General features: G+C 32.0%; 25 protein-coding genes and 1 other RNA gene. All 26 read left to right on the top strand.

Annotation, left to right across the window (positions count from 1 at the left end):
• Positions 1–136: 136 nt before the first annotated feature.
• Positions 137–430 (top strand): 30S ribosomal protein S6, encoded by a 294-nt coding sequence (gene rpsF / locus ACY3IT_RS04935; protein ID WP_463081873.1) that lies wholly within the window; start codon positions 137–139, stop codon positions 428–430.
• Between the two features lie 6 nt (positions 431–436).
• On the top strand, positions 437–874 hold the full coding sequence (locus ACY3IT_RS04940) for a single-stranded DNA-binding protein (RefSeq protein WP_463081874.1): 438 nt from the start codon (positions 437–439) through the stop codon (positions 872–874).
• Positions 871–1,128, top strand: coding sequence for a 30S ribosomal protein S18 (rpsR, locus tag ACY3IT_RS04945; RefSeq protein WP_463081875.1), 258 nt, complete (start codon positions 871–873; stop codon positions 1,126–1,128). Before ACY3IT_RS04940 ends, rpsR begins: the two co-directional genes overlap by 4 nt.
• Positions 1,129–1,177: 49 nt before the next feature.
• Positions 1,178–2,125 (top strand): DUF2232 domain-containing protein, encoded by a 948-nt coding sequence (locus tag ACY3IT_RS04950; RefSeq protein ID WP_463081876.1) that lies wholly within the window; start codon positions 1,178–1,180, stop codon positions 2,123–2,125.
• 4 nt (positions 2,126–2,129) lie between these two features.
• On the top strand, positions 2,130–2,588 hold the full coding sequence (gene rplI / locus ACY3IT_RS04955) for a 50S ribosomal protein L9 (protein ID WP_463081877.1): 459 nt from the start codon (positions 2,130–2,132) through the stop codon (positions 2,586–2,588).
• Positions 2,589–3,950 carry a replicative DNA helicase gene (gene dnaB / locus ACY3IT_RS04960; RefSeq protein ID WP_463081878.1) on the top strand — a complete coding sequence of 454 codons (1,362 nt, stop codon included), beginning with the start codon at positions 2,589–2,591 and terminating at the stop codon, positions 3,948–3,950.
• 75 nt (positions 3,951–4,025) lie between these two features.
• On the top strand, positions 4,026–4,508 hold the full coding sequence (locus ACY3IT_RS04965; RefSeq protein WP_148807469.1) for a roadblock/LC7 domain-containing protein: 483 nt from the start codon (positions 4,026–4,028) through the stop codon (positions 4,506–4,508).
• A 25-nt stretch (positions 4,509–4,533) separates the two neighbouring features.
• Complete coding sequence (locus ACY3IT_RS04970; RefSeq protein ID WP_463081879.1) at positions 4,534–5,121, top strand: GTP-binding protein; 588 nt, start codon at positions 4,534–4,536, stop codon at positions 5,119–5,121.
• Positions 5,114–5,887 carry an acetylglutamate kinase gene (gene argB / locus ACY3IT_RS04975; protein ID WP_463081880.1) on the top strand — a complete coding sequence of 258 codons (774 nt, stop codon included), beginning with the start codon at positions 5,114–5,116 and terminating at the stop codon, positions 5,885–5,887. The genes ACY3IT_RS04970 and argB overlap by 8 nt, the downstream gene beginning before the upstream one ends.
• An 18-nt stretch (positions 5,888–5,905) precedes the next feature.
• Positions 5,906–7,297 (top strand): GumC family protein, encoded by a 1,392-nt coding sequence (locus tag ACY3IT_RS04980; RefSeq protein ID WP_463081881.1) that lies wholly within the window; start codon positions 5,906–5,908, stop codon positions 7,295–7,297.
• Complete coding sequence (locus ACY3IT_RS04985) at positions 7,297–8,400, top strand: DegT/DnrJ/EryC1/StrS family aminotransferase (protein WP_463081882.1); 1,104 nt, start codon at positions 7,297–7,299, stop codon at positions 8,398–8,400. The genes ACY3IT_RS04980 and ACY3IT_RS04985 overlap by 1 nt, the downstream gene beginning before the upstream one ends.
• A 15-nt stretch (positions 8,401–8,415) precedes the next feature.
• Positions 8,416–9,405, top strand: coding sequence for a UDP-glucose 4-epimerase GalE (galE, locus tag ACY3IT_RS04990; protein ID WP_463081883.1), 990 nt, complete (start codon positions 8,416–8,418; stop codon positions 9,403–9,405).
• A 24-nt stretch (positions 9,406–9,429) separates the two neighbouring features.
• Positions 9,430–9,891, top strand: coding sequence for an SsrA-binding protein SmpB (gene smpB, locus ACY3IT_RS04995; RefSeq protein ID WP_463081884.1), 462 nt, complete (start codon positions 9,430–9,432; stop codon positions 9,889–9,891).
• A 1-nt stretch (position 9,892) separates the two neighbouring features.
• Positions 9,893–10,244, top strand: a transfer-messenger RNA (tmRNA) gene (ssrA, locus tag ACY3IT_RS05000).
• Positions 10,245–10,286: 42 nt separating this feature from the next.
• The gene (locus ACY3IT_RS05005; protein ID WP_463081885.1) at positions 10,287–11,969 is read left to right on the top strand and encodes an N-acetylmuramoyl-L-alanine amidase; all 1,683 of its coding nucleotides are present in this window, start codon (positions 10,287–10,289) and stop codon (positions 11,967–11,969) included.
• Positions 11,962–12,762 carry a glutamate racemase gene (gene murI / locus ACY3IT_RS05010; RefSeq protein ID WP_463081886.1) on the top strand — a complete coding sequence of 267 codons (801 nt, stop codon included), beginning with the start codon at positions 11,962–11,964 and terminating at the stop codon, positions 12,760–12,762. Before ACY3IT_RS05005 ends, murI begins: the two co-directional genes overlap by 8 nt.
• The gene (locus tag ACY3IT_RS05015; protein WP_463081887.1) at positions 12,752–13,849 is read left to right on the top strand and encodes a M20/M25/M40 family metallo-hydrolase; all 1,098 of its coding nucleotides are present in this window, start codon (positions 12,752–12,754) and stop codon (positions 13,847–13,849) included. The genes murI and ACY3IT_RS05015 overlap by 11 nt, the downstream gene beginning before the upstream one ends.
• Positions 13,850–13,854: 5 nt before the next feature.
• Entirely contained in the window at positions 13,855–14,271 is a 417-nt protein-coding gene (glmS, locus tag ACY3IT_RS05020) for a methylaspartate mutase subunit S (RefSeq protein ID WP_463081888.1), read from the top strand.
• Between the two features lie 2 nt (positions 14,272–14,273).
• Complete coding sequence (gene glmL / locus ACY3IT_RS05025) at positions 14,274–15,641, top strand: methylaspartate mutase accessory protein GlmL (RefSeq protein WP_463081889.1); 1,368 nt, start codon at positions 14,274–14,276, stop codon at positions 15,639–15,641.
• Between the two features lie 12 nt (positions 15,642–15,653).
• Positions 15,654–17,105, top strand: coding sequence for a methylaspartate mutase subunit E (locus ACY3IT_RS05030; protein ID WP_463081890.1), 1,452 nt, complete (start codon positions 15,654–15,656; stop codon positions 17,103–17,105).
• Positions 17,106–17,109: 4 nt separating this feature from the next.
• A complete protein-coding gene (locus ACY3IT_RS05035) occupies positions 17,110–18,360 on the top strand; it encodes a methylaspartate ammonia-lyase (RefSeq protein ID WP_463081891.1) in 1,251 nt (416 codons plus the stop codon).
• Positions 18,353–19,693, top strand: coding sequence for an acyclic terpene utilization AtuA family protein (locus tag ACY3IT_RS05040; RefSeq protein ID WP_463081892.1), 1,341 nt, complete (start codon positions 18,353–18,355; stop codon positions 19,691–19,693). Before ACY3IT_RS05035 ends, ACY3IT_RS05040 begins: the two co-directional genes overlap by 8 nt.
• A gap of 5 nt (positions 19,694–19,698) precedes the next feature.
• A complete protein-coding gene (locus ACY3IT_RS05045; protein ID WP_463081893.1) occupies positions 19,699–20,013 on the top strand; it encodes a DUF4387 domain-containing protein in 315 nt (104 codons plus the stop codon).
• Complete coding sequence (locus tag ACY3IT_RS05050; RefSeq protein WP_463081894.1) at positions 20,006–20,848, top strand: fumarate hydratase; 843 nt, start codon at positions 20,006–20,008, stop codon at positions 20,846–20,848. Before ACY3IT_RS05045 ends, ACY3IT_RS05050 begins: the two co-directional genes overlap by 8 nt.
• Entirely contained in the window at positions 20,845–21,372 is a 528-nt protein-coding gene (locus ACY3IT_RS05055; protein WP_463081895.1) for a FumA C-terminus/TtdB family hydratase beta subunit, read from the top strand. Before ACY3IT_RS05050 ends, ACY3IT_RS05055 begins: the two co-directional genes overlap by 4 nt.
• A gap of 6 nt (positions 21,373–21,378) precedes the next feature.
• Entirely contained in the window at positions 21,379–22,299 is a 921-nt protein-coding gene (locus ACY3IT_RS05060) for an alanine-tRNA synthetase second additional domain-containing protein (RefSeq protein ID WP_463081896.1), read from the top strand.
• The last annotated feature ends 1 nt before the right edge of the window (position 22,300 follow it).

Below are 22,300 nucleotides of genomic sequence, written 5' to 3' on the forward strand. Positions count from 1 at the left end.
GTAAAATTATACAGTTATGATGAAAAATTTTCAATTGAAATATCTTGGCTTTTTGTTAAAATAATAGTATAATTTTTGAGCTAAATCCTGCTCCATGATTAAAACATGGGGCCAAAAAGTCCAAAGGAGGTTAGAGATGCGTAAGTATGAGGTAATGTATTTAATCAGTCCTGAGCTTTCAGAAGAAGAATTGAATCAACTTACGGAGGATCTTAAAAAGGATATAGAAAATTTAGATGGAGAGGTTCAAACGGTTGATAACTGGGGTAAGAAAACATTGGCTTATCCTGTTAAGAAGTTTAATGATGGATATTACGTGATTATGACTTTTTTATTCCCACAAAATCAGTTATCTGAATTTGAAAGAAGGTTGAAGTTGAGGGAGAAGATTTTAAGGTATATGATTACTCTATTAGAGAAGGAAGAATAATGAATTATGCTTAATAAAGTATTATTGATTGGACATTTAGTAAAAGATCCAGAGATGAGATACACTCCAAGTGGGGTGCCCGTTACTACTTTTAGAATAGCTGTTAATAGACCTAAAAATAGTAAGGGTGAAAGAACAGCAGATTTCATAGACATAGTGGCATGGAGAAGGCTTGCAGAAATATGTGGTGATTATTTAAAAAAGGGAAGACTTGTGGCGGTTGAAGGAAGATTAAGGACAAGGATTTATCAAACTCCTGATGGTCAGAAAAGAAAAGTAGTAGAAGTAGAGGCTATAAATGTTCATTTTTTGGGAAAGAAAGAGGAAAATAATGAACCAAACTCTGTAGAGGAACCTATTGAAGATATTACAAGTATTGAAATTGAAAGTGAAGAAGAGATTTTAAATGAATTACTGGAGGAAAGCGAGGAGGAAGAAGAATGAGTAATGATAAGGTTTCTGCTAAAACTCAAAGATTTGCATATTCTTCAGGAAGAAAAAAGTTTTGTGTTTTTTGTAGTGAAAAAATAGATTATATAGATTATAAGAATGTGGAAAGATTACGCAGATTTATGACGGAAAAGGGCAAAATTATTCCAAGAAGAGTAAGTGGCAATTGTGCAAGACATCAAAGACAATTAAGTACTGCGATAAAAAGAGCAAGATATATGGCACTTTTACCTTATGTGGTTAAGTAAAATGATTATTAAGAGGGAGAGTATAAACTCTCCCTCCTCTTTTTGATGTATGTTCAATACTCGCAGTGTTGCTGAAGGAAGTTTAATAACAGCTATAAGTATTATTTTATTTTGGCTTTCTTATTGGTTCTTTCCTCTAATTTTCTTTTGTTCTTTGCCATTTATCTTTCTATCTTATCGGCATAATATTAAGATAAGCTTTCTTTCTCTTCTTATCTCTTTTATACTTGCAAGTTTAATGATGAATCCATTTAGTACTTTTGCTTTATTTTTGCCTTCTGGTTTTTTGGGCATTTTTATTGGATACGGCATAAAAGCAAAATGGAATATATATAAGTTGTTGTTTATCGGTTTTGTTATAATTCTATTTTTTCAAGTATTAAATATCATGATTTCTATGATATTTTTTAAGATCCCCTTTGAGAAAGCTCTGGGGTTAGATGTTTATAAGGAAAGTTGGCAGAAATCATCAGAACTTTTATCTAAATATTTTAAAGATAAAGAATCTCAAGAAATTATCAATTTACAAGGAAGTTTGGTAAAAAATATAAATCTTTTTATCCCAACCCTTCTAATTATATCTGCCTTTACCCAAGTAATTATAAATTATCTCATAGCTGAGAGGGTTTTAAGAAGATTTCAGGTAGATATTCCCAAGTTACCAAATATAGAATCTTTAAGGGTTTCTAAAAAGTTATTATTTATTCTTTTTCTTATTTATATTATCACTGGAATAACTTATAGTTTTTTAAAAACTTTACCGTGGATTCAATATTTAGGTATAAATATTTCTTTATTGATTCAAGCCTTGGTACTTGTGAATGGATATATTATTCTTTGGATATTTCTAAAAAATTATATTATGGTTAAATGGCTTAGATGGTTATTATTGATTTTCATAATTTTAAATCCTATTTTCGGGAGTATAATATTTATTGGAGGGCTTATAGACATTTTTTACCCTTTAAGAGATAAAATCTTAATGAAAAGGGAGTAGAAATATGAAAAAGATTAAAGTAATGCTTTTAAAAGATGTAGATAATCTTGGTAAAAAGGGAGATGTTATTAATGTAAGTGACGGTTATGCAAGAAATTATTTGCTTCCAAAAGGATTAGCTCGAGAAGTCAATGAGGGATTATTAGAAAATTTAAAATTACAGGAAATTTCTAAAAAGAAAAAGGAAGAAAAACTGATAGAAAAGTTTAGAAAGGAAAAAGAATTATTAGAGAAGAATACATATGTTGTAAAAGCTAAGGTAGGAGAAACAGGTAAACTTTTTGGCTCGATAACTAGTAAAGATGTGGCAGATATTATAAACGAAAAATTAAAACTTGGTATAGATAAGAAACAAGTGGAGTTAGATGAACCGATAAAATCTTTAGGAGAATATGAAGTGACTATAAAACTTCATCCTCAAGTTGTTGCTAAAGCAAAAATTATCGTGGAAGCTGAGAAATAGATGAGAAATAGGGAAGATATATTAGGAAAAGTTCCACCTCATAATGAAGAAGCAGAGCAGGCTGTTTTAGGAGCTATGCTCCTTTCCAGAGATGCTATTGCGAAAGTTATTGAAATTCTTCAATCGGATAGTTTTTATTATGAACATCATAGTATTATTTTTCGAGTGATTGTGGAGCTTTTTGAAAAGGGCCTTCCAGTAGATTTAGTATCTGTAACAGAGGAGTTGAGAAGCAGAAATTTGTTAGAAAGAGTTGGGGGAAGTGTATATGTTGCTTCTTTGTTGGATGTAGTGCCCACAGCAGCAAATGTAGAATATTACGCTAATATTGTTGCTGAGAAGGCTTTACTTAGAAAGCTTATATATGCGGGTACGGAAATAGTATCCTTAGGCTATAGAGAAAATGAAGCACCAGAACTTCTGGTAGATAAAGCTGAACAGTTAATATTTGATATAGCTCAACACCATAGATTTAGAACTTTAGTACCTCTTAGAGATATACTTGCAAAAAGTTTTAAAGAAATAGAGAGATTACACCAAACTGGAAAACCGTATACGGGTATTCCTACTGGATTTTGGGATTTGGATAGAAAAACTGGGGGTTTACAACCTTCTGATCTTATTATTGTGGCTGCAAGGCCTGGTATGGGAAAAACATCCTTTTGTTTAAATATTGCCCAACATGTAGCCTTAGAAGAGCATTTACCCGTTGCTATTTTTAGTTTAGAAATGTCAAGTTTTCAATTGGCTTTAAGACTTTTAGGGTCAGAAGCCCAAATAGATATTCACAGGTTGCGAACTGGTCAGATTAAAGAACATGAGTGGCCAAAATTAGCAAGAGCTTTTGGTAAACTTGCTGAAGCACCTATTTTTGTTGATGATACTCCTGATTTGAATGTTATAGAGATGAGAGCAAGAGCAAGAAGATTAAAAGCAGAAAGAGGACTTTCTCTTATAATTGTGGATTATTTACAGCTTATAAGGTTGCTCGATAGAGATAAGAGCGAGCATCAACAAATATCAGAAATCTCAAGAGGATTAAAATCCTTAGCCCGTGAATTAGAGGTTCCAGTAATAGCTATATCTCAGTTATCAAGGGCTGTGGAAACAAGAGCAGAAAGAAGACCACAACTTTCAGATTTAAGAGGGTCTGGAGGCTTAGAGCAAGATGCTGATGTAGTAATTTTTATATATAGAGAAGGATATTATAAGGCTCAAGAGTCAGAAGTAGAATCAGATATGCCAGAAGAGGTGGAAATCATAATAGCTAAACAAAGAAATGGACCCACAGGAACTGTGAAATTGCTGTTTCTCAAAAATTCTACTTCCTTTAAATCGCTAAGCCTAAGAGAAGAATTCTAAGTTTGACTATAGGCTTTTAAAGGATTATAATTTTTGTAAAAGTTTTAATTAAGTAATATCTAAGGAGGGTTCTAAATGGATGAAAGAGAACAGATATTATCTTTAGTTATATCATTGGAGGACCAGGAGGAGATTGAGCGTTATTTGGGACAATTTTTATCGGAATCAAAAGCTAAGGCTGCTCTATTGATAGATAAAAGTGGTACTGTTATTGGTGGTAGAGGAACTGCTTCTCAGTTTGATTTTGTAACTATATCTGCCTTGGCTGCAGGAGCTTTCTCTGCGACTCAAGAACTGGCAAAACTTCTTGGAGAAGAAGAGTTTTCTTTAATATTCCATCAAGGTAAAAGAAACCATCTGCATATATCCCATATTGAAAAACAAGTATTGCTCTTAGTTATTTTTGATGATTCTACTACATTAGGAATGGTAAGACTTTTTGCACAAAAAGCTTGCGAAAATTTAGCTAAAATAATCAAGAAAATTAAGGAAAAACAGAAAGATATTCCAAAAGCTGAATTCAATTTTAATGATATAGAAGATTTCTTTAAAAAGTAAAAATTTTTAGAAAAGGTGAAAGTTTATGGCTGTTTTAAATTATGCTGCAAAAGAGATTACTTGTAAGATTGTTTATTGTGGTCCCGGTTTAAGTGGTAAGACTGTAAATTTACAACAAATATACAAAATGGTTTCTCCTGATAGGAGAGGAGAATTAGTTTCTTTAGCTACAGAAACAGAAAGAACTCTATTTTTTGACTTTCTTCCTTTAGATTTAGGAACAGTTCAAGGTTTTAAATTGAGATTCCAATTGTATACAACCCCAGGTCAAGCTTTATATGAGGCAAGTAGAAAACTAATTTTAAGGGGAGTGGACGGGTTAGTTTTTGTAGTGGATTCTCAGAGAAGCAGATTGGAAGAGAATGTTAGAATTTTTGAAGCATTAAAAAGGGAGTTGGCAGCTGTTGGTTATGAGTTTAATAATTTACCATTTATTTTCCAATATAACAAAAGAGATTTGCCTGATATAGTAAGCGTTGAAGAGTTAAATGAGAAGCTAAATCCTGAAGGTAAATATAAATATTTTGAGGCGGTTGCAATAGAAGGAAAGGGAGTAATGGAAACATTGAAAGCTATATCTCAGGAGGTTTTGTTAAAGTTAACCCGTGGATAAGAAAAATATTAACTTAATAAAAATAGGTGGAAATCTTTTAAATAAGCTACACCTTTTTTTAAAAGAGATAAAAAATTTGCATGAAAAGGGAGAAAATTTTGTTTTGGTTCACGGTGGAGGAAAAGAAATTAATTTTTGGATGGAGAAATTTGGATTGGAGCCCAAATTTATAAAAGGAAGAAGAGTTACAGATGAGGAAACACTAAAAATTGTAGAGATGGTCCTATCTGGAGATATACAAGGAAAGGTTTTATCCCAAATGAAAAAAGAAAATATAAAGGCTGTTGGGATCAATGGTAAGTCTATTTTTTATTGTAAAAAATTATATATTGATGATATTGATCTTGGTTTTGTAGGAGAGGTTATTAATGTGGAATTGGAACCTATTAATGCTTTGTTAGAAAAGAGATATGTGATTGTAATATCATCTATAGGGGTGGATAACGAGGGAAATTCTTACAATATAAATGCTGACACTGCAGCATTATCCTTAGGAGTTTTTCTTAGAGTTAATAGGCTTATTTTCTGTACTGATGTTCCAGGAGTTATGATCAAAGAAGATGGTAAAGAAATAGTTATAAAATCTCTTAATGTAGATAAGGCTTTAGAACTGATAAAAAATGGAAAGGTAACTGGAGGAATGATTCCTAAGATTGAATCTTCTTTATTTGCTGTTAAAAATGGAGTAGAAAAGGTACAAATATGGGGAGGAGATGATTTCTCAAAAGTTTGGAATTATGAAGAGGGAACTTTATTCTATGTTTGAGAATAAGGGGGAAGGGTAATGAATGAAACAAGATATGATGACGAAATAAGCTTAGTAGAGCTTTTTTTTGTTGTTTGGCAAAGAAAAAAGCTCGTAATATCTTTATTTTTAATATCAACTATTATAGCTCTTCTTTATAGTTTACTTTCTCCTAAAATTTATGAATCTAAAGCTGTTATACTCCTTCCTACTCAAAATACTAGTAGTTCTTCCTTAGCAGCTTTGGCTCAAAGTCTTCCATTTTCTCTTGGTATTGGTTTTCCTACAACACCTTCAGCTAATTTGGTGGCCATTTTAAAAAGTAGAACAGCCGCAGAATATGTTTTTGATAAATTAAATTTAGAAAATTATTTTAAAGAGAAAACTAAAGAAGATGCTTTAGAAAAATTGATGAAAAGCGTTAAAATCACAACTAATGATAAAGAAAATACTATAACCATAACTGCAGAAGCCAAGGATCCAAAACTCGCATCGGACATAGCAAATACTTATATAGAAGCCTTAGAGAAGATAAATGCATCTCTTAATATATATTCAGCGAAGAGAACAAGAGAATTTTTAGAGAAGCAAATAGAGAGGGTTAAGAAAGAGCTTGAGATGGCTGAAAATCGCTTAAGAGAATTTCAAGAAAAAAATCTTATTTTTGATGTGAATGAGGAGGCAAAGACTGTTATTGATAATTTGGCAAAGCTGGAAGGTGAAAGACAGATAACTTTGGTATCTTTAAATGTAGCAAAGGAAAGTCTTGAAAATCTTAAAAATGAGCTTATAAAACAGCAAAAATTACAAAAAAAAGATTTACTTGCTATTACTTCTCTTACAGCCACATCAACTATTCTTTCTGATCTAAGAAATAAACTTATTTCTCAAGAATCAGAATTAGCTATGCTTACTATTGATTATGGGGAAAATCACCCCAAGGTAGTTTCAATGAAATATGCAATAGAGCAAACAAAGAAACTTTTGAGAGATGAATTAGAGAGAATATATAAAGCCATAAATGATACTTCCCTTTATGATCTGTTTAGCCTTCAGATTAATATTTTAAGTAATGAAGCAAAAGAAAAAGCGCTGAGTAGAATTTTAGAAGAATATCAAAGAAAACTTTCTAATCTACCAGAATTAGGTTTGCGATTAACAAAATTATTAAGGGATGTAAAGGTACAAGAAACCATTTATACCATGCTTTTGTCCCAATATGAACAAGCAAAAATAGACGAGACTAAGGAGATGGTTAACATATCAGTTCTTGATCCTGCAAAGCCACCCATAAAAAAATCAAAACCTTCTACCGTTCTTAATGTGCTTATAGCAGGAATAAGTAGCGTATTTTTAGGTATCTTTCTTGCTTTTTTCCTCAATTTTTGGGAAGGATTTAAAAGAGAATGGAGTAAATTGGGAGGTAAATAATGAATATTCCAGCTTTTGATTTGAAGAGACAATATAAAAAACTATCTTCTGAGTTATTGCCTGTTTTAGAAGAAGTAATGGCAAAGGGGCAATTTATATTAGGTGAGAATGTGGAACTTCTTGAGAAAGGACTTGCAGATTATTGTGGTACAAAATACGCAGTAGGAGTTGCTTCAGGTACTGATGCCCTTTTATTGTCTTTAGAAGCCTTGGGTATTGGAGAAGGAGATGAAGTTATAACAACTCCTTTTACTTTTTTTGCTACTTCAGAGATAATTTCTCTATTAAAAGCAAAACCAGTTTTTGTAGATATAGATTCTAAAACTTTTAATATAGATCCTAATAAGATAGAAGATGCAATAACCCCAAAGACAAAAGCTATTATTCCTGTACATCTTTTTGGACAGATGGCAGAGATGGATGATATTGAATATCTTGCTGAGAAATATAATCTTTATGTTATAGAGGATGCTTGTCAAGCTATAGGAGCGGAGTATAAAGGTAAGCGAGCTGGAAGTATTGGGAATACTGGATGTTTTAGTTTTTTCCCTACGAAAAATTTAGGTGCTTATGGTGATGGTGGTTTAATTACAACTAATGATGAAAAATTGTATGAAAAGATAAAGCTACTTAGAGTACATGGAAGTAGGAAAAAATATTATCATGAATTAATAGGTCATAATAGTAGATTAGATGAAATACAGGCTGCTATTCTTAGGATAAAATTGAAGTATTTAGATCATTGGATTGAGAGAAGAATAGAAATTGCGAAGATCTATTCGGAGGGTCTAAAAGATTTAGATATTAAAGTACCTGAAGTAAAGCCATATGTGAAACATGTATTCCATCAATACGTGATAAGAACTAAAAATAGAGATGAATTACAGGAGTATCTCGCTAATAAAGGTATTGGTACTGCTATATATTATCCTTTACCTCTTCATCTACAAGAATGTTATAAGGATTTAGGTTATAGAGAGGGAGATTTTCCTGAGGCTGAAAAAGCAAGTAAAGAAGTTATTGCATTACCGATGTGGCCAGAGCTTACCAATGAGGAAGTAGATTATATTATTGAATCAATCAGAGAATTTTTCATAAATTGAAGGAGGACTATCATAATGGGATATATACTAGTAACTGGTGGCGCAGGATATATAGGAAGTCATGTAGTTAAAGATCTTCTTAAAAAGGGATATGAAGTTTTGGTTTTGGATAATTTAGAGAAAGGGCATAAAAAAGCCATATTGTCTAAATATTTTGAGAATATAGATTTAAAAAATAAAGAAAAGGTAAAAGAAGTTTTTAATAAGTATAAAATTGATGCAGTTATGCATTTTGCAGCTTTGAGTACTGTAGGAGAGTCTATGCAAAATCCTGCTAAATATTACGAAAATAATATATTAGGTGGATTGAACATTTTAGAATCGATGAAAGATTTTGGAGTTAAATATTTTATTTTTTCTTCGACTGCAGCTGTATATGGCGAACCTAAAATTATTCCAATTCCAGAAGAACACCCTAAAAATCCTACTAATGTTTATGGATCTTCGAAATTGATGTTTGAAGAAATATTAAATTGGTATGATAAGCTTTTTGGGATTAAGTATATTTCTCTTCGATATTTTAATGCTGCTGGTGCAGATATGGAGGGAGAATTAGGAGAGGATCATAGACCTGAAACACATTTAATACCTATAGTCTTAAAAACAGCCTTAAAGCAAAGAGAATATGTAGAAATATATGGTACAGATTATCCGACCCCTGATGGTACATGCATTAGGGATTATATACATGTATCCGATCTTTCGAAGGCACACATTTTGGCTTTAGAAGCTTTATTAAATGAAAGGAATTCTGAGGTTTTTAATCTTGGTAATTCAAAAGGATATTCTGTCAGGGAAGTTATAAAAACTGCTGAAAAAGTTGTAGGTGAAAAAATTCCAATAAAAGAGGCACCAAGAAGACCTGGGGATCCGGCAGTGCTTATAGCAAGCTCTGATAAGATTAAAAAAGAATTACAATGGCAACCTGATTTTCCAGATTTAGAAACCATGATTTTATCTGCATGGAATTGGATGAAAAATCACCCCTTTGGATATTCGGAGTAAAATTTGATATAATTTATATAGAAAATGGCAAAGGAAAAAAAGATTGTAGCAGTAAATAGAAAAGCGAAGCATGATTACTTTATCTTAGAGACTTTTGAGGCTGGTATTTCCTTGACAGGTACTGAAGTAAAGTCTCTAAGAAGTGGTAAAGTAAGTATGCAAGATAGTTATGCTGATGTTAAAAACGGTGAGGTTTGGATTTATAATCTTCACATAAGCCCTTACGAGCATGGTAATATATATAACCATGATCCTAAGCGACCAAGAAAGTTATTGCTGAATAAGGATGAGATTGCTTATCTTGTAGGTAAAGTTAAAGAAAAGGGCTTGACATTAATTCCTTTATCTATATACTTTAATGAACGTGGTTGGGCAAAAGTAGAGTTAGGATTAGCAAAAGGTAAAAAGTTGTACGATAAAAGAAAAGATTTGGCAGAAAAAGCTGAAAGAAGAGAACTAGAAAGATTATATAAGATGAAGTATTAGTGGGGGCGATTGGTTTCGACAGGGAGTACAAGGATCAAAAGCTGCAAGCCGAGGTGCCGTTGCCTCGTAAAACAACGGCAAAAAAGAAGTGCCAACACAAATTTAGCATTAGCTGCTTAATTTAGCAGCTACGCTCTTCTAACCCGGGCTGGCAGGGTTAGAAGAGTGTCATAGTTAGCCAGCTGCCCCTCCTGATTCCCGTAAGGGAGGGTAAGATAATAGGGGATAGGCGCTTACAGAATCCTGCGGGAGGGAGTCTGTAAGGGCCGAAAATCTTAAAACTCCCGCTAAGCTTGTAGAGGCTTTTGGTTCTTGCTCTCTGGACGCGGGTTCGACTCCCGCCGCCTCCACCAAAATTATTAAAGTAACCATAATGAATTGAGGAGTTAACAAAGTTGAAGAAAGTAAGCATATATATTTTATTTTTTTTGTTTTTTAATATTCATCTTTCAGCAATAATTTTGGGAGAAGAACCCTCTTCTCTTGAAATAAATTTTTTGGGCGAGAAAACTAAAATTCTTACTGTTTTGAAAATAAAAGATTCAGAAATATATATGCCTTTACCCTTGTTTGCATCAACCTTTAAATATGATTTTTCCCAAGAAAATAATAAGGTAGTTCTTTATCGAGAAAAAAAAGAGGTTTTTTCCGCAAACATTGGAGATAAAAAGTGCATAATAAATAAGAAAGAAACTACCCTTTTATATCCTATTATAAGAGAAGATGTTATATATTTTCCTTTGTCATCTTTTTTTAGATTATTGGGGTATAGAATCTATCTAAAAGAGAATACTATTTTTATTGTTCATGAAGTTTTAGAAATAAAATATTCTAAAAATTTACTATCTATAGCTTTTAAAGCAGAATCCCCTGTTGAAGTAAAAACTTTAGTATTGCAAAATCCTTCTCGCCTTGTGATTGACCTTTTAAATACAGTTTATATAAACAACAAAGGAGAAATTATACCTAAAGATGCTAATATTAAAAATATTCGTTTTTCCCAATTTAATGTAGCTCCTTATATTGTTAGAGTTGTAATAGAATTTAAAGATAAAATCCCTAATTATGATATTAAACTAAATGATGGTAATATTTATGTCAGATTTTTGGGAAATGATATAACAGAAGAGAAAACCCAAAAACAAAATACTAATGTTCAATCGGTATTAACAGATTTAAAATGGAAAGAGGAAAAGGATAGTGTAGATTTTTTTCTTACTTTTCTTGGAACTTATACCTTTCAGGAAAAAAAGATTTTATATGATCCTCCAAGAATTTATTATGATTTCATAGGTTCGACTTTTTCTTTGACTTCTCAAGAGTTAACCATAAATGTATATCCTGTTAAGATTTTAAGATTTGGTTTAAGAGATGAAGGTAAAAAGATTATGAGATTAGTTTTTGAGACATATACAGATTCAATTCAAACTGCGGAAGAAATAGGGGAAAATGCACTAAAAATATCTTTTAGAAAGGAAGCGCTAAGTTCAGAGGAAAATAAATTAGAAAATAATGATTTTACTATTTTTATTGATCCAGGACATGGAGGTACTGATCCTGGTGCTATATATGGAGATATTAAAGAAAAAGATATTAATTTGAAAGTCTCACTTAAACTTGCCGAAACCCTCAGACAGAAAGGTTACAATGTTATTCTAACACGTAGTGATGATTCTAATATTTCCTTGGATGATCGTGTAAAAATTGTTAATTCTTCTATAAACTTGAATAATAATCTTATCACATCTGCTTTGTTTATTAGTATTCATTCAAATGCAGCTTTTTCCAATGATGTTAGAGGTATTGAGATTTGTTATGCTACTGATTTATCAGAGAGATTAGTTAATATGCTTTTCAATATTTTCAACAGTAGTGGGTTTCTTGTTAGAAGAAGTATAAAAGGAAGGTTCTATGTACTTTCCAGAGTTCCTATACCATCTGTAATTATAGAAATGGGTTTTCTAACCAACGATGAGGATAGAAAATTATTGTTAAGAGATGAATATCAGGATAAACTTATAGAAAAGATTATTGAAGCTATAGAATTATATAGAAAGGGAGAAGTAAAAAATGAGTAAGAAGATTGGTATCTTAGATTCTGGTGTCGGTGGTCTCTCTGTTCTTAAAGAAGTTGTTGAAAGAAAAATTTACGATGAAGTTTATTTTTTAGGAGATACAAAATATTTCCCCTATGGTATTAAGAAGGTAGAATTTATTCAGGAAAGAGTATCAGAAATCGTAGAGTTTTTTACAAGATTGGATATTGGAGAAATTATAATTGCATGTAATACTGCATCAGCTGTTGCTTATGATTATTTACTCGATAAGTTTAAAGATTATGATATAAAGATATATAGTATTATATTAAGTGCTATTGACGGAATAAAAAATACAAATTGGAAAAAAATGGGCGTTCTTGCAACCCGTAGAACAAAAGAAAGTAAAATTTATCCTACTTTAATAAATAAATTTGTATCCCAAGATATAGAAGTATATGTAAAATCTTGTAGTGAAGGCTCTCTTTTGGAAACTATTGAAAATGGGATAATAGATGGTGAAATAATAATAAACGAGCTTAAAAAATGTATAGATCCTTTAATTGATAAAGATATTGATGGATTAGTTTTAGGATGTACTCATTTACCTTTTATCAAAACTGTTATAGAAAGACTATATCCCCAAATTCCAATTATAGATCCATCCCAAGAGATATTAAGAATTTTGTCAAAAGAGGATTTGGCCAATCCTATTGTAAAAGTATATACCACAGGGGATTCTGTGGGATTTGAAAGAATATTAAATAAATTGCTTAACGTAGGATGGAAAGTAGAGCAGGTTGAAATTGAAAGGAGTGAAATGATTGCTAAGTAAAGAAAGACTCATTAATACTTTTTTTCAAATAATCAAAATACCTTCCCCTTCCCTTAAGGAAAAAGAGTTTTCTCAATTTTTAAAGAGTAGGTTAAAAGCATTAGGTTTGGAAGTTTATGAGGACTTTGCAGGTGAAAAAATAGGTGGGAGTTCAGGGAATTTAATAGCAATTATGGATGGTGAAGGAGAACCTTTTTTAATATCCGCTCATATGGATACAGTAGATCCCGGTGAAAATATAAATCCAAAGATTGAAGGTGATTACATAGTTAGTGACAAAAACACTATTTTGGGGGCTGATGATAAAGCTGCAATAGCAGCTATAATAGAGGCTATAACTGCAATAAAAGAAAATAATATTAAAAATAGAAAAGTAGAATTTCTTTTTACTGTTAGTGAAGAGATCGGACTTTTAGGGGCTAAAAACGTGGATCTTTCACTTTTACACGCAAAAGAGGGATATGTCTTAGATGGAGAAGGTGATGTTGGTACGTTAATACTTAGTGCCCCATATCATGATAGGTTTTATTTAAAGATATTTGGTAAAGCCTCCCATGCAGGTACCTCTCCTGAGAAAGGAATAAATGCTATTCTTCTTGCTTCTGAGTTTTTATTGAAACTTAAATGGGGAAGAATAGAAAAAGATGTAACCTCTAATGTTGGTATTATAAAAGGTGGAAGAGCTACAAATATAGTTCCAGAGGAAGTTTATCTGGAGGGTGAGTTTAGAAGTATAGATAAGAGTAAACTTAGTACACAATGGCAAAATATGGAAAAAGAACTTTCGGCATTAAAGGATAGAGGGGGAAGTTTTGATTTAAAGAAAGAAAGTCTTTACAAAGGTTTTTCTATTGATCCTAATGAAACATTAGTAAAGTATATAGAGAGCATATTAAATAAAATGGGAAAGAATCCAGTATTTACTTATACTATGGGAGGAAGTGATGCTAATATTCTAAATTCTTATGGTATAAAGGCTATAAATGTGGGGATAGGTATGGAGAATGCTCATTCTAAGGAGGAGAAAATTAAATTAGATAATCTTTATAATACATCTCTATTAATATTTAATCTTATTAAGGGGTGATTTTAGTGGGTGAGAGGACGGTGGTTCTCGGAGTAATAGGGGCGGATGTACATGCGGTTGGTTTAAGAATTTTGGATTATGCTTTAAGATCTGCAGGTTTTGATGTGGTTAATATTGGAGTTCTTTCTTCTCAAGAAGATTTCATAAAAGCAGCGATTGAATCTGATGCAAGAGCTATTTTAGTTTCATCTTTATATGGACATGCTGAGCTTGATTGTAGAGGATTCAGGGAAAAACTACAAGAGGCAGGTCTTGATAATGTATTGTTGTATATAGGTGGAAATTTGGGAATAGGCCAAAAAAATTGGGAAGAAGTGGAAAAGAAATTTAAAGAATTAGGATTTAATAGAGTATATCCACCAAAAACAATGCCAGATGAAGTTATTAGAGATTTAAAAAAAGATTTAGGATTAGATAAATAATTATGAAGGCAATCATATTTGATATAGGAAGTACATTTACTAAAGGTGTAGCTTTTGATTTAGATAAAAGTGAAATTATAGGGAGAGCAAAATATCCATCTACTGTAAATGAAGATGTAACGATAGGTCTTCAAAATGTAATTTCTGAAATAGAAAGACAAACTGGACTAAATATAAGGGATTTTAATATTAAAAAAGCTACAAGCAGTGCTGCTGGAGGTTTAAAAATAATTGCTATAGGTTTAGTTCCAGATTTAACTACTGAGGCAGCTAAGAAAGCAAGTTTAGGAGCAGGGGGAAAGGTAATTAAGATCTATTCCTATGAACTTACAAGTTCGGATTTGGACGAGATTCTTTATTTAAAGCCAGATATTATAATTTTGGCTGGGGGAACAGATGGGGGAAATAGATACTATCCAATAATAAATGCTAAAAAATTATCAAGGCTTCCCTTAAATATTCCTTTTATCTATGCTGGAAATAAAGATTTACAAGATGAAATAAAAAATATTTTTTTATCTAATAGTAAAGAAATATACATAACAGAGAATGTAATGCCTGAATATGGAGTTATAAATATAGAAAAGGTCCAAAATATTATCAGAGAGGTCTTTTTAAGAAACATTATACATGCAAAGGGATTAGATAAAGTGCAAGAAATAATAGACGGTATAGTAATGCCTACACCACTTGCTGTATTAAAGGGTTTGGAAAGTTTCTCAGAGATATATGGTGAATGTTTATTAATTGATGTGGGAGGAGCAACTACCGATGTTTGTTCTGTAGCAAAGGGAGAACCTACCCAGAATAATGTAATCTTAAAGGGATTAAAAGAGCCATATGTAAAAAGATCTGTGGAAGGAGATTTGGGGGTTAGAGTATCTGCACTATCTTTATTTGAGTCTGCAAAAAAAGATATTATAAAAAGTTTTTCACATGATAAGGTTAAAGTTATAGAGGAAAAAGTAAAATTTTTAAACATAAATACGAGTTATATTCCAAAAAATGATGAAGATTTACATTTAGACGCTATTCTTGCTTATTTTGCTGTAAAGATTGCTACAGAGAGACATGTAGGGCATATAGAAATGGTGTATACCCCTATGGGAACATTGCTTTTCCAATATGGGAAAGATTTAAGGGAATTGGATAAAGTGGTATGTACAGGTGGGCCTTTAATATATAATCCTTATAGAGTGGAAAGTTTAAAGGGTGTAATATATTCTAATGATGAACCTTTTATATTGAAGCCTAAAAATCCTACCTTTTATGTAGATAAGGAATATATAATGTTTGCTATAGGAGTAATCTCGGAGATCTATAAGGATAAATCTATGAGTCTTGTAGAAAAATATATAAACAAAGTATAGAGGGATGAGATTATGTTTATAAAAAATAAGAAATGGGATCATAAATATTTTCTTAATATGAGAGAAGATGTCTTGAATTCATGGCCTACAGGTAGAGAAGTTGATTTAAAAGAAGCCTTTTTATATTTAACATCTTTACCTAAAGAAAAGCAGACCGATTATGTATTGAGAGAAGCATCTCAGAATAATAAAACCTTATTACAACCAAGAGCAGGTATTCCAATTTTAAAAGATCATATTGTTCTTCTTCAATATTTACAAGATGAGGGAGGAGCAGATATCTTACCTACAACTATTGATAGTTATACTCGACAGAATAGATATAAAGAAGCACAATTGGGAATAGAAGAAAGTTTAAAAGAAGGAAGATATCTTCTTAATGGTTTTCCAGCTGTTAATTATGGAGTAAAAGCTTGTAGAGAAATCATAGAAAGTGTAAAAGTGCCTGTTGAAGTAAGACATGGTACTCCAGATGCAAGACTTCTTGCTGAGATTACTTTGGCTGCAGGTTTTACATCTTTTGAAGGGGGAGGAATTACTTACAATATTCCTTATGCTAAGGATGTTCCATTGGAAAATTCAATTTTATATTGGCAATATATAGATTATCTAGTAGGAATATATGCACAAGAAGGAATATTAATAAATAGAGAATCTTTTGGCCCTCTCACTGGTACTTTAGTTCCACCGTCTATCTCAATAAGTATTGGAATAATAGAAGCCATTCTTGCAGCAGAACAAGGAGTGAAAAGTTTTAGTGTAGGATATGGACAATGTGGTAATATTATTCAAGATGTAGCTTCAATAAAAATTTTAGAGAAACTAACAAGGGAATATCTTGCGAGTTTTGGTTATTATGATGTTCATATAACTACTGTTCTACATCACTGGATGGGAGGTTTTCCAGAAGATGAAGCTAAAGCTTACGCAGTTATAAGTTTCGGGACTATAGCTGGGGCTATATCGAAGGTAACAAAGATAATTGTAAAAACACCCCAGGAAGCTATTGGTATTCCCACAAAAGAAGCAAATGCTTCAGCCCTTAAGAATACTCGTCAGGTTTTAAATATGTTAGAAAACCAAAATTTTATAGATGAAGAGAAGTTAAGCCAAGAGGAATATATTATTGAAAGAGAAGTAAGATCTATCCTCAATAGGGTTTATGAAATAGGGAAAGGGGATATAGCTGTGGGAGCTGTTAAGGCTTTCTCTTCAGGAATTTTGGATGTACCTTTTGCACCAAGTAAATATACTTATGGAAGAGTAATGCCAGTACGGGATAATGAAGGTGCTGTTAGATTTTTTGATTTTGGAAATCTACCTTTTGACGAAGAGGTAAAAACTTTTCATAAGGAAAGATTGGAAGAGAGAGCTCGTTTTGAGAAAAGAGATGTAAGTTTTCAAATGGTACTTGATGATATCTATGCAATCAGTAAGGGAAGATTAATAGGAAGACCGAGGTAAATAAATGATTAAAGATGTACTATATTCGATAGGACTTTCTGGTTTCTATTTTGATGACCAAAGAGCTATTAAGGCAGGGGCTCGTGAAGATGGTTTCGCCTATAGAGGAGTACCATTAACTGAAGGTTATGAGGCTATAAGGCAGAAAGGAGAAAGTATATCTATTATCTTCATTTTGGAGGATGATCAGATAGCTTATGGGGATTGTACTGCTATTCAATATTCTGGTGCAGGAGGAAGAGATCCTCTCTTTAAAACTAGTGAATGGTTACAAATTTTGGAACAACATGTTTTTCTTTTTCTGTTAAAGGATGAATGGAAAAGTTTTAAGGATTTATGTGTTAAGATTGACAATTTCAAAATAAATGATCATAAGTTACATACCGCAGTAAGGTACGGAATTTCTCAAGCAATTCTTGATGTGTTTTCAAAACATTATAGGAAGACTATGACTGAGATAATAAGAGAGGAGTATAATTTAAATTTTGATATAAAGAGAATTCCAATTTTTGCTCAATCAGGAGACGATCGTTATATTAGTGTGGACAAAATGATACTGAAGAGAGTAGATGTTCTTCCACATGGTTTAATAAATAATGTAGAGACAAAATTAGGGTGGAGAGGAGAAAAACTAATAGAATATTTAGGCTGGCTCAAAGAAAGGGTAAGAATATTAGGAGAGGAAGGATATTTACCAATTTTTCACATAGATGTATATGGAACTATAGGTATAGCATTTAATTATAATATTGATGAAATAGTAGAATATTTAGCGAGGCTTGAAAAAATTTCATTTCCACATAAACTCAGAATAGAAGGTCCTGTTGATTTAGAAAATAGGGAGAAACAAATTGAGTTTTTAAGCAAATTGAGAAAAGAGCTAAAAGGAAGAGGTTTGGGAGTAGAAATAGTTGCTGATGAATGGTGTAATAGTCTTGAAGATATTAGAGATTTCATAAAAGCAGAGGCGGTTGATATGATACAAATAAAAACTCCTGTTTTAGGTAGTATTCATAATTCTATTGAGGCAGCTTTATATTGTAAAGGACATAACATTGGTACTTATATAGGAGGAAGTTGTAATGAGACAGATAGGTCTGCTCAAGTTTCTGTGCATATAGGTCTTGCAGTTCAAGCAGATCAGATATTAGCAAAACCTGGCATGGGAGTAGATGAGGGTTTAATGATAGTAAATAATGAAATGAATAGAACACTTCAAATTCTAAGAAGGAAGGGCTTAGTAAAAAGTGTTTAAAATCTATTCACCCACAGCAATTCTTGGATATGGTTTTCCAGAACAAAGTTATTATAATGCTTTAGAAATAAAGCCAGATTTAGTTGCTGTTGATGCTGGGTCTACTGATCCTGGCCCATATTATCTTGGAAGGGGTATCTCATTTGTAGATCGTGGTGCTACAAAAAGAGATTTAAAATACCTAATTAATATGGTTCATAAATTGGATATTCCATTATTTATAGGAAGTGCTGGGGGATGTGGCAGTAAATCATCTGTAGATTGGACCTTTGAAATAGTAAAGGAGATACTGGAAGAAAATAATTGGCACATGAAAATAGCTATAATATATACGGATATTCCTAAGGATAAAATAAAGGAATCCATAACTAACGGAAATATTAAAACCTTGGATGGTTCCTCAGAAGTTGGGGTAGAGGATTTGGAAAGTATTACGAATATTGTAGCACAAGTTGGTATTGATCCTTTTATAGAAGGTTATAAAAAAAGTGTGAATATAATAATTTGTGGACGAAGTTATGACCCTGCACCTTTTTCTGCTTTACCTATACATTATGGTTATTCTAAGGGATTATCTCTTCATTTAGGTAAAATATTAGAATGTGGGGCTATTGCAGCAGAACCAGGAAGTGGAAGAGATGGACTTATAGGTGTTCTCTTTGATGATCATTTTGAAGTATTTCCCATAAATGAGAATAGAAAGTGTACAGTTACATCTGTTGCTGCTCATACATTATATGAAAAAAGTGATCCTTATTTCTTACATGGACCAGATGGAATTATTGATTTGACAACTACCACTTTTACTCAAAAGGATGAGAAAACAGTTATTGTAAAGGGTTCAAGATTTATAGAAGGAAAAGAAAAGTGGTTAAAAGTAGAAGGGACAAAGTTTGTTGGAATAAGAGGTGTATGTATAGCAGGTATTAGGGATCCTATCATGATTTCACAAATAGATGAAATATTGGAGATTCAGAGAGAATTAGTAAGAGAAAACTTTAGAGATATGACGGATGATTACCAAATTTATTTTCATGTATATGGAAAGAATGGAGTAATGGGTGAATGGGAAAGATTTAATGGTGTATCTCATGAATTAGGTCTTGTTATAGAGGTCATAAGTAAGGATATTAATATAACAAAGATGATATTAGGATATATAAGATCTACGTTGCTTCATTATGGTTATAAAGGAAGAATAGCAACAGCAGGTAATCTTGCCTTTCCTTTCTCTCCTTCTGAGGTTATATGGGGGGAAGTTTTTGAGTTTAAATTATATCATCTTATAAAACTTGACGAATATGAATTTCCTATTAAAGTGGTAGAGGTATAGTTATTATGAGGAGTATGGTGGAATTAGCAAAAGTTATAAGAACAAAAAATAGTGGTCCTTTTATTTTAACTATCGATATAATCTTTAAGGAAAAGGAAGTATATGAAAAACTTAAAAATATGGACTATTTTTCAAAAAATTTTTGGGCAAACTTGTATGGGCTCAAAGGATCAGATGTAATTTCGGTTATTTACTTTGATCCTGTATGTGCAGTTAAAGCAAATATTAAAAGAAAAGTTCCATCAGGAAGTCCCGGAGATTCAGATGTTTATGGGGCTCAGCAACATGCTCCTTTACTTGAGGTGAAAATAGATGTTTAGAGTTATAGAGGGAGACATAATTTATAATAAATTAGTCCATGTCATAACAAAAGCTAACTTTGAATTACCTAAGGATGTGGAAGATGCACTTTTAGAGGCATATAATATTGAAAATAATGAGAATGCAAGAATTGTTCTTGATATACTTATTAAGAATGCAAAGATAGCAAAAGAAAAAAGAATTCCTATATGTCAGGATTGTGGGATGGTGATTGCCTTTGTAGAAATAGGAGATAAGGTATGTATAAAAGGAAATCTTAACGATCTCATAAATAGGGCTGTATCAGAGGTTTATAAAAAAAATTATCTTAGGCCTTCTGTAGTTAAAGACCCTCTTAAAAGGATAAATACACAAGATAATACACCTGCAATAGTGCATTACGAAATAAAAACTGGGGATAAATTAAGGTTTTATATATTGATAAAAGGTTTTGGGAGTGAAAATGCCAGCATTGTTAAAAGCCTTATACCAACAATAACTGAGGATGAGCTTATTAGTGAGATAGTCAATCATGTAAAAAACCATGGTCCAAATGCATGTCCTCCATTACTTGTTGGAATAGGTATAGGAGGAACTTTAGAAAAGGCTGCTTTATTGTCCAAAAAAGCTACTTTAAGACCTCTGAAAGAAAAGAATAATGATCCGTATTGGGCCAAAATGGAGGAAAAATTGTTAAAGGAGATTAATGAGTTAAATATAGGTCCAGGAGGTTTAGGGGGTAAGACTACTGCATTAGGAGTACATATTGAGGTATTTCCTGTTCACATTGCTGGTTTTACTTTGGCCATAAATATGCAATGTTCTGCTATAAGACATGGGTGGTTTGAAATATGAAATTTAAAAAGATTAATCTTCCAAATGAGATAAATGAACTTAAATCTTTAAAAGTAGGTGAATGGTTATTATTAGATGGTCCTATATATTCTGCTCGAGACCAAGCATGTAAACTTCTTGTTGATCTAATAAAAGAAAGGAAAGATATACCTTTAGAACTAAAAAATAGTCTTATTTATCATATGGGGCCATCACCCGCACCTCCTGGAAAAGCTTCAGGATCAGCTGGCCCTACAACAAGTAAAAGAATGGATCCTTTTGTGCCATGGCTACTTTCTCAAGGAATAGTCGGTTTTATAGGAAAAGGGAAAAGAGATAAAGAAACAGAAATGTATTTTAAAAAGTATAAGGGAGTTTATCTTGTAACAGTAGGGGGTGCAGGAGCCTATTTGGGAGATAAGATAAAGAAAATGGAAGTTTTTGCTTTTCATGAATTAGGACCAGAAGCTATCTATTATCTTGAGGTAGAAGATTTTCCTGCTATGGTTGCCATAGATTCTGAGGGTAATTCTTTTTGGAAATAATAAAAAATGATTCATACAAAAGTGCTTCTAAAGGAAGCTATTTATTATGCCCCTCGTGGAGAAGCAAGACTTATGCTTCTTGGATCTGTAATTTCTCAGAATTTTTTACTTTCTGATGATAAACTTATTGGAGTAATTGGAGATTCTGGTTCAGGAAAATCCTTACTTATAAGAGGATTGTTTCCAGGGTTAAGTTTAACTAATGATGATGAAGGTATATATAGACGTCCAGCGCCTATAATAGAAGATTTTCAAAGAAGTATGTTTTATGATTTTATTTATCATGTGGATGTTAGGTTTGAATTAGCTTTCTATCCCATATATATATTGGCAGAATCTATTCTAAAAGCCTTGGAAAATGAAAAAAAAGTTGTTTGTGAGCATTTTGAACTTATTTATCCTTATTTAAAAAGAAACGCAGATCTTTTGATAGGGATTGGAGAGGAAGTTATAGTAACGAGACCTAATGTATTTGGTCCTTTACCTCAGGAAATAGTAAATATAGTATTTCCTTCTTTGACATATAGATTACAAGCTCATACTGCTGAGGACTTAACAGGTATGGTGTTAGAAGAATATGGCTTATATCGATATATTGAAGGGCATAGTGATATCAAACATGGATTTGTTATTAAGTTAAAAGAAAAACCTAATATAGATATCAAAGGAATAGAAGAAAAAGTTAAAGAATATATTGATATGAGTTTAGAAGTTTCTTATTGGGATAAACAACATATTAAAATAGGAGACAAAGTAATACATTGTACAGGGCCAAGACTTCATGTTAAGAATACTAAAGAGATAAAGGAATTTTATTTATATCCAGAACTTATTTTTTCAGAAGGACAAGAATACTTGCTTGTAGGTTTTGTGAATAAAGAGGAGTATGATAAAATGGTTAATAAACTTAAAGAAAGAGGAAGGTGAC

The organism is Dictyoglomus sp. GBS (assembly GCF_055179815.1).